The following is a 5,920-nucleotide window of genomic DNA, read 5'->3' as shown; positions in this document are numbered from 1 at the left end:
TCACCCAGCAGTTGAGCTCTTTCGAAAAGAAGACCTCCGGGTTTTCGGCCTGGCCTCGGATGGTGTCGGGCAAGACCTGCGAACCGGTCTTGGTGAAAGGACCGGCCGGGCTGCTGCCGACAGCAAGGCCGATGTGCCACTGATTGTTCGGGCCGTTGCTGACGGCGGAGTAGAACAGGTAGTAGTTGCCCGCGCTGAAGACGATACACGAAGCATAGGCGTCGTTGGCGTCGAAGCTCCCGGCCGGGCCGGTCGTCACCGTGTTGCGAACGTAGGTGTAGGGTCCGTTGATGTTAGACGCCGACCAGACGTCGGAAGTGTACGGGCCGCTGCATACCTCGTTTTGGTAGACGCTGCCCGCGGTGAGACGGTGCAGGTAATAGGTGCCGTCCCGGTGATCCAGAAACAGGTTGTCTGCGGCAGGCCACTGCCCGTCGTCGTATCCGTGGTTGCGGCTGATGCCGGGCACATCCCCGAGCTTCGTCCAGGTTACACCACCGTCGGTGCTCTTGCTGTACTGCGGGCGCCATGGGCTAAGCGGGTCGGAAGCCAACCCACTACCGTTGCCGGCGCCGTAGAACTCATACCAAGTCCCGTCCGTGTCGATGAACAGGAACGTTTCGCGGTTCCCGCCCGCATCGCTACTGCCGGGAGGACCCGGGGTTTGCGCAATCACGGGCGAGGGGCCGTAGGTCAGCAGCGCGGGCTTCAGCACGGAGGTCCAGGCGGAAGTATCGCCGGTCCACCCGTTCAGGGTGCCGTCGCTCTTGTAAAGCAAGCCACGACCGTTCGTCTCCGTGCTGTATGCGACTGCGACAGCCGCGCGTGCCAGCTCTGCCGATGAACGCGCGGATTCCGCCGAAAGGCCGGAAGCAGTTGCCGAACCTGCCGCAGCTGCTTCGCTCAGTTGAACAGACTCCTTCGCCTCCGTGAAAATCGCCTTGTCCGCATCGGTAAGCCCCGGCCCACGCAGCCCGCCGACTTGTGCTCGAATAATCTCTCTCATGCGATGGTCACTCCCGGATCTGCGATGAAACTCCCCCCCGCCAGTCGTTCCGACTGCCCGTCGGCGTAGGTGATGAGGATGTCGAAGGCGAAGGTCTGCGGGTCGCCGGGCTCGGGCGTCTGGAGACCCGGCAGCGAGCGCAGAGTGTTTGGTTCGGAGCCGTCCACAGCGCCAGGCTTCACCGAAGGCTCAAGGGTCAGCTCTCGAAGGTCGTCTTCCGAGTTCCCTGTGCCGCCCACGAGCTTGTCGGTGAATGGCACATTGCGGATCGTCAGCATCGCGTTGCCTGGCTGCCCTGGATACAGCCGCAGCTGCATGTCGATGCGCGCACCGGCAAGCGGCAGCGGTCGTCCTCGATATTGGTAGATGAGCGTCGGCGCCCACGTCGCATTGCGCGACGCGGCGAACGTCTGTTGGACTGGCATTAGCTACCCCTTGTGGTGGGACGTCGAGCGGTCGGAGGAAGGTGCGCGGACGGAACCGTTACGAAACGGTCACCTGGACGGCCGCGCTGGTCGCAGTCGATCCGTCGCTGCCATAGGCGCGGATCGCATAGCTGTGCGTGCCCACTGCCGCGTCGACCGTCACAGCCATGACGGCGCCCAGGCCGCCAACGAGCTGGTCGGCGCCCTCCACGCCATCGGCGATGATGGTCGCATAGTCGAACACCTCGGACTTCGGATTGCGCCAGGTCAGGTCAACCTTCAGCGGGGCGCTCTGCCTGGCGGTAAGCTCCGACGGGGCGGCGAGCATGTTCTCGATCGCAAAGTCGCCTGCGGTCACCGGCCCCAGCACCAGCCGGTCGCTGTACGCGCCGCCGACCATGTACCGCACCGCCACCTCGTACTGCGTGCCGGAGGTGACGCTGGTGATCTCCTTGCGGACGATCGCGGGTCCATCGAGGCCGCCGCCGCTCCAGTTCGCCTCCGGATCCGCGCCAGCCGCATAGGGCCGGTATTCGAACAGCACGCCGGCCATCGGCCGATCGTCGGCCGCGCCGGTGACGATCACGGCTGGCACCGACACTCCGTTGGCGCTCAGCACGGTACCGGTCGCCGACCAGTCTGCCGAGGATGGTGCCGAGAGGTCGACTTCCGGGATCGACAGGTCGGGCGTCGGCGGGGCGGTGCCGCTCTGCCCCAGCGCGAAGCTGTGCTTCGACGCCGTCTCCGAGCGGCAGGTGAAGGTCACGGCGACGCTGGCGGAGTCCAGTTCGCGATTGCGCAGCACGACGTCCCGCTCGACTAGCGAGGCTTCCGGAATATCGACCGTCAGGCAGTCTCCCGGCCGGTACCCGATCATGGTGGCCTTGCAGGGAAGAAGAATGCCCTCCAGCTCGCGACCGTTCAGGATTTCATAGAGGCCCAGCTGGGCGCCCTGGTCGACCTGCTGCACCAGCGGAAAGTCAATCTCCCTCGGCCGGCTGCCTCCGTCGACCGCGACATAGTCGGGGATCGGGATCGCGTTCAACGGCACCACCTGCCAGCCGTGGCTCTCCAGGCGAACCTTTGCGATCACCGTGTTGCGCCGCGCACGCCGCGATGCCGTGCCCGGCACGTCGACGTCGCCGATAATGTCGGCGCTGGTAATCCGCCCGATCGACACCTTCGGCGCGTTGAAGGTCACCGACAGCTGACCGGCCACGGGCATCGGCTCGCCGCCGCCCGCCTGGCAGATCATCTTCAGGATGTCCCAGCCGTTGTCGGCACTGGTGTAGACGACGCCGCCCGCCTTCCAATTGTTCGCATCGCAGACGTTGGCCCATTCGACGAAGGGTGGAAGGTCGATGCCGATCGCCTTCATGCCGCCGCCGGCGATTAGGACGCCGTTCTGGATCCGGCCATATGCCCAGGTGATCGCGTGCAGCGCCGGGTTCTCGCTGTAGACGTACGTAGCCTCCTGCCCCAGCCGGCAACCACCCTGGCCGCCCGGATAGGTGCTGTCGAGGCGCGGATCGTAGACGAACACCCCTTCCAGGATCCGGCCACGCTCCGGCACGCCGTTCGGGTACTTCTTGCCCTTGGTGTCGAACTTGAGCGTCCAGAGGTCCGCCGCGAGGCCGGATAGCTTCGACGATGGGCCCCAGCCGGGGAACGGCCCCTGCGGCCCCTGCAGCGCGCGGGCTTCCGGGCAGGCGCCGAGTTGCTGGTCGAGCCACATGTAGCCGGCATAGGTGCCCTGCGCCGCGCCGCCGGCGAAGCTGACGGTCTTCTTTTCGACCTGGAATGGCCCCAGGCTCTTGATCGGGCCGAGGCTGTGAACCGCTACCCAGCTCTCCAGGCTGTTCTTCGATCCGTAATACTGGCGGTGGACGACCTTGCCGGCGGAATAGGTCCGGCCGATCGCGTACGGGATGCCGGACTCCTTATCGATCGTGAACTCGGTCGGGTTTCCGCCGAGCGAGCCCTTCGGCTGCGCGACGGATGCCGCGATCGAGAGCGCGGCCGCGCTGACCTGGGCAACCGTCGCGACCGTGGCGATCGTTGCCGTGGTTGCGCTGGCCGCGAGGGCGCCGAGCGACACAGCGGCGCCGACGCCGGTTGCCGCAAGCGCCACCGCGCCGACGACGAACGCCGCCGTCCGAAGAGCTTTCGCCATCCGGTTCTCCGATGCTGGACTAAAGGTTGGTCTGTTAGCGGAGCAACACGCCCGCGAGAGCAAAACCACAACCAAGCACGAACGCGAGGATGGACACCACGGAGAGCGCCACGCCCGCCAGATACAGCAGACCGCCTTGCCGGTAGGTGCGCAACTCCGCCTCGCCCGGAGCAGTCGAGAGTTGCCGGGCCGCCGCCTCCTGCAGTCGCCAGGCTTCCATCATCGACTGCCTATAAAAGCGGTCTTGCGATGCGAACGCCAGCACGTGGCAGATCAGCGCCACACCTAAGCCGACAACGAAGCACGCGAACGCCAGCCATAGCTTGCTGGCGTCGAACAGCGGCTTCGCATCCGCCCGAGCGAGCAGGTTTCCGATAAAGGTGAACAGGGCGACCATTGCTCCGCCATTCACCAGCAGCAGCGCCTTCAGCGCACCGTCGGCGAGAGACGCCTGGATCTTCACTCGCTCGGCAGCGTCAGCGCGTGCCGCGGCGTGCTCTCCGGCTGCGATCTTTGCGACCGCATCAGCGGCAAGTGGTTCGAGGTCAGGCATCACACTCTCCAAGCAACCACATACTTGACCGGCTGCAGGATGTCCGCACCGTCCACGTCTTCGTGATAGCCGAGCACACGACCGTTCCCGACCGCGACGCTCAGCGCGCCTCCGAACGGCCCCTCGGCTGGCAGCAGGATCAGGTCCGCTACCCATGCGGCGGCCGGTGCGATGCGGGGCAGTCCCAGCGCGTCGATCGCGGCGGCGAGGTCCGCGAAGCCGGATCGCTCCAGTGCCCGCGCAGCGCCCAGAGCGGTGCTGTAGCTGCCAGCCTTCGCCAGCTGCGGCCGGTGCCCCATCTTGCGCAGGACGAACGCTGCCAGCCGTACGCAGTCGTTCTTGCCATAGGCGAGCGGCTGGCCCTTGAACCGGTCGACGGCCGCCTGCGCGGCATGCTGGCGGCGGAGGAGCTCGCTCACAGGGCCATGTTCCCCAGGAAGGAGGGATTGAGGCTCCCGCCGGTCGTCCGCACCGCCGAGGGCGGGCGCTCCACGCCCCAGTTCGACGTCTTGTCGATGCCGGTCATGTTCGCGCAGCCCGTTTCGCCGGGCCACACCAGCTGGTGCCAGCTGTCGGACAGGCGAGCGCCCTTCTCTTCGTCGTGGAAGGGCTCCAGCGCAGAGACGCAGCGCCACTCCAGCGACCGGGTGCCCTTGCCGACGCGGATCCGCGGCACGTCGAGCTCGCCCGCGAACAGCTGGATCGGCTCGGGCAGGAGCCGCCCGGTCGCGGGATCGATCAGCCCTAGCCAGCCGCCCACCTCGCCACCCTGGGCCGTGGCATCTGCCAATTCGGAGGCGACGGCATCGTTCGGCGGGATGAAGGTCAACGACCAGTCTGGTGCCTCATCGCTGACGCCGTCCTTCAGATTGCTGGCCGCCGCCAGGATCCCGAAGCGGGGATCGCGCCCCACGAACTTCTCGCCGAGGAACCGCACCTCGGCCGATCCGACCAGGTGGCAGAGCGTGTAGCTCGGCAGCGCAACCCGCACGAGCGGCGCAAACGGGTAGCGCCCCGTGCGCAGCGCCGCCGACATGGCAGGGGTCAGGCGAAAGGTCATGCCCGCTCCTGGATGCTGAACGACAGCGGCTCGGTTTTGGCACGCACGAAGCTGGCGCCCTTGTCGAAGCCCAGCAGCTTGCCCTCGATCATCGGCGCGTCGAACTCCGCCGGCTCGCCGTCGATCGTCAGGAACCGCAGCATCGGCCAGATCGGCAGCGCGATCCGCCCAGCATCGTCCGCGATGGCGGAGCCCGTGCCGGCGATCATGTGGACGTAGCGCTGGCCGCCATGGACGATGCTGAAGAAGTTACCCCGCGTCAGCGCCGCGCCGGGCACCAGGCCGCGCAGCGACAGCGTCATGCCGCCCTGATCGGTGCCGTCGACCATGACACCCTTGCCGACGATCAACCGCTTCTTGTTCGGCTGCACGATGCGCATGATCGCGCTGCCGTTGCTCGCCTCGAACAGCGCGGCGACCATCCGTCGCCCCTCGCTCTCGTTGCGGAACTGCGTCGTCGCGACGTCGACAGCGAAGCGGTCGCCGGGCCGCGGGATCGGCAGGTCGGGACCGCCAAGGGCCCCCTCCTGCTCGCCGCTGAACAGCCGTGGGCGAAGCGCGAACGACTTGATGCGGAGGTGTGGGATCTCGATCGCGCTCACCGGTACCGCCCCAGCCGCCGCAACGACGCTTCCATATCATTCGCCTCTGCCATCGCTGCGCCGCCCGAAGCACCCTGCGTCGCCGCAAGGCCCACCCCCTC

Annotated in this window: 7 protein-coding genes; all 7 read right to left on the bottom strand. The window is 67.0% G+C overall.

What is annotated here, in order from left to right:
• On the bottom strand, nt 1-1,006 hold a 1,006-nt coding region (locus MHZ35_RS17565), incomplete at its 3' end, for a hypothetical protein (protein ID WP_239436806.1).
• Nucleotides 1,003-1,431 (bottom strand): hypothetical protein, encoded by a 429-nt coding sequence (locus MHZ35_RS17560; RefSeq protein WP_239436805.1) that lies wholly within the window; start codon nt 1,429-1,431, stop codon nt 1,003-1,005. The genes MHZ35_RS17565 and MHZ35_RS17560, both read right to left, overlap by 4 nt.
• A 58-nt stretch (nt 1,432-1,489) precedes the next feature.
• A complete protein-coding gene (locus tag MHZ35_RS17555; RefSeq protein WP_239436804.1) occupies nt 1,490-3,604 on the bottom strand; it encodes a hypothetical protein in 2,115 nt (704 codons plus the stop codon).
• A 34-nt stretch (nt 3,605-3,638) separates the two neighbouring features.
• A complete protein-coding gene (locus MHZ35_RS17550; protein ID WP_239436803.1) occupies nt 3,639-4,157 on the bottom strand; it encodes a hypothetical protein in 519 nt (172 codons plus the stop codon).
• A complete protein-coding gene (locus MHZ35_RS17545; protein ID WP_239436802.1) occupies nt 4,157-4,576 on the bottom strand; it encodes a DUF6950 family protein in 420 nt (139 codons plus the stop codon). Before MHZ35_RS17545 ends, MHZ35_RS17550 begins: the two co-directional genes overlap by 1 nt.
• Nucleotides 4,573-5,217: a hypothetical protein gene (locus tag MHZ35_RS17540; RefSeq protein ID WP_239436801.1), complete on the bottom strand. Its 645-nt coding sequence runs from the start codon at nt 5,215-5,217 to the stop codon at nt 4,573-4,575. The genes MHZ35_RS17545 and MHZ35_RS17540 overlap by 4 nt, the downstream gene beginning before the upstream one ends.
• Nucleotides 5,214-5,819: a hypothetical protein gene (locus tag MHZ35_RS17535; protein WP_239436800.1), complete on the bottom strand. Its 606-nt coding sequence runs from the start codon at nt 5,817-5,819 to the stop codon at nt 5,214-5,216. Before MHZ35_RS17535 ends, MHZ35_RS17540 begins: the two co-directional genes overlap by 4 nt.
• Between the last annotated feature and the right edge of the window lie 101 nt (nt 5,820-5,920).

Origin of the sequence: Sphingomonas sp. ACRSK, assembly GCF_022346685.1 — a bacterium.
GTDB lineage: Bacteria > Pseudomonadota > Alphaproteobacteria > Sphingomonadales > Sphingomonadaceae > Sphingomonas > Sphingomonas molluscorum.
Note: the sequence above shows the minus strand (reverse complement) of the source record. Positions and strands in the feature narration are given on the sequence as shown.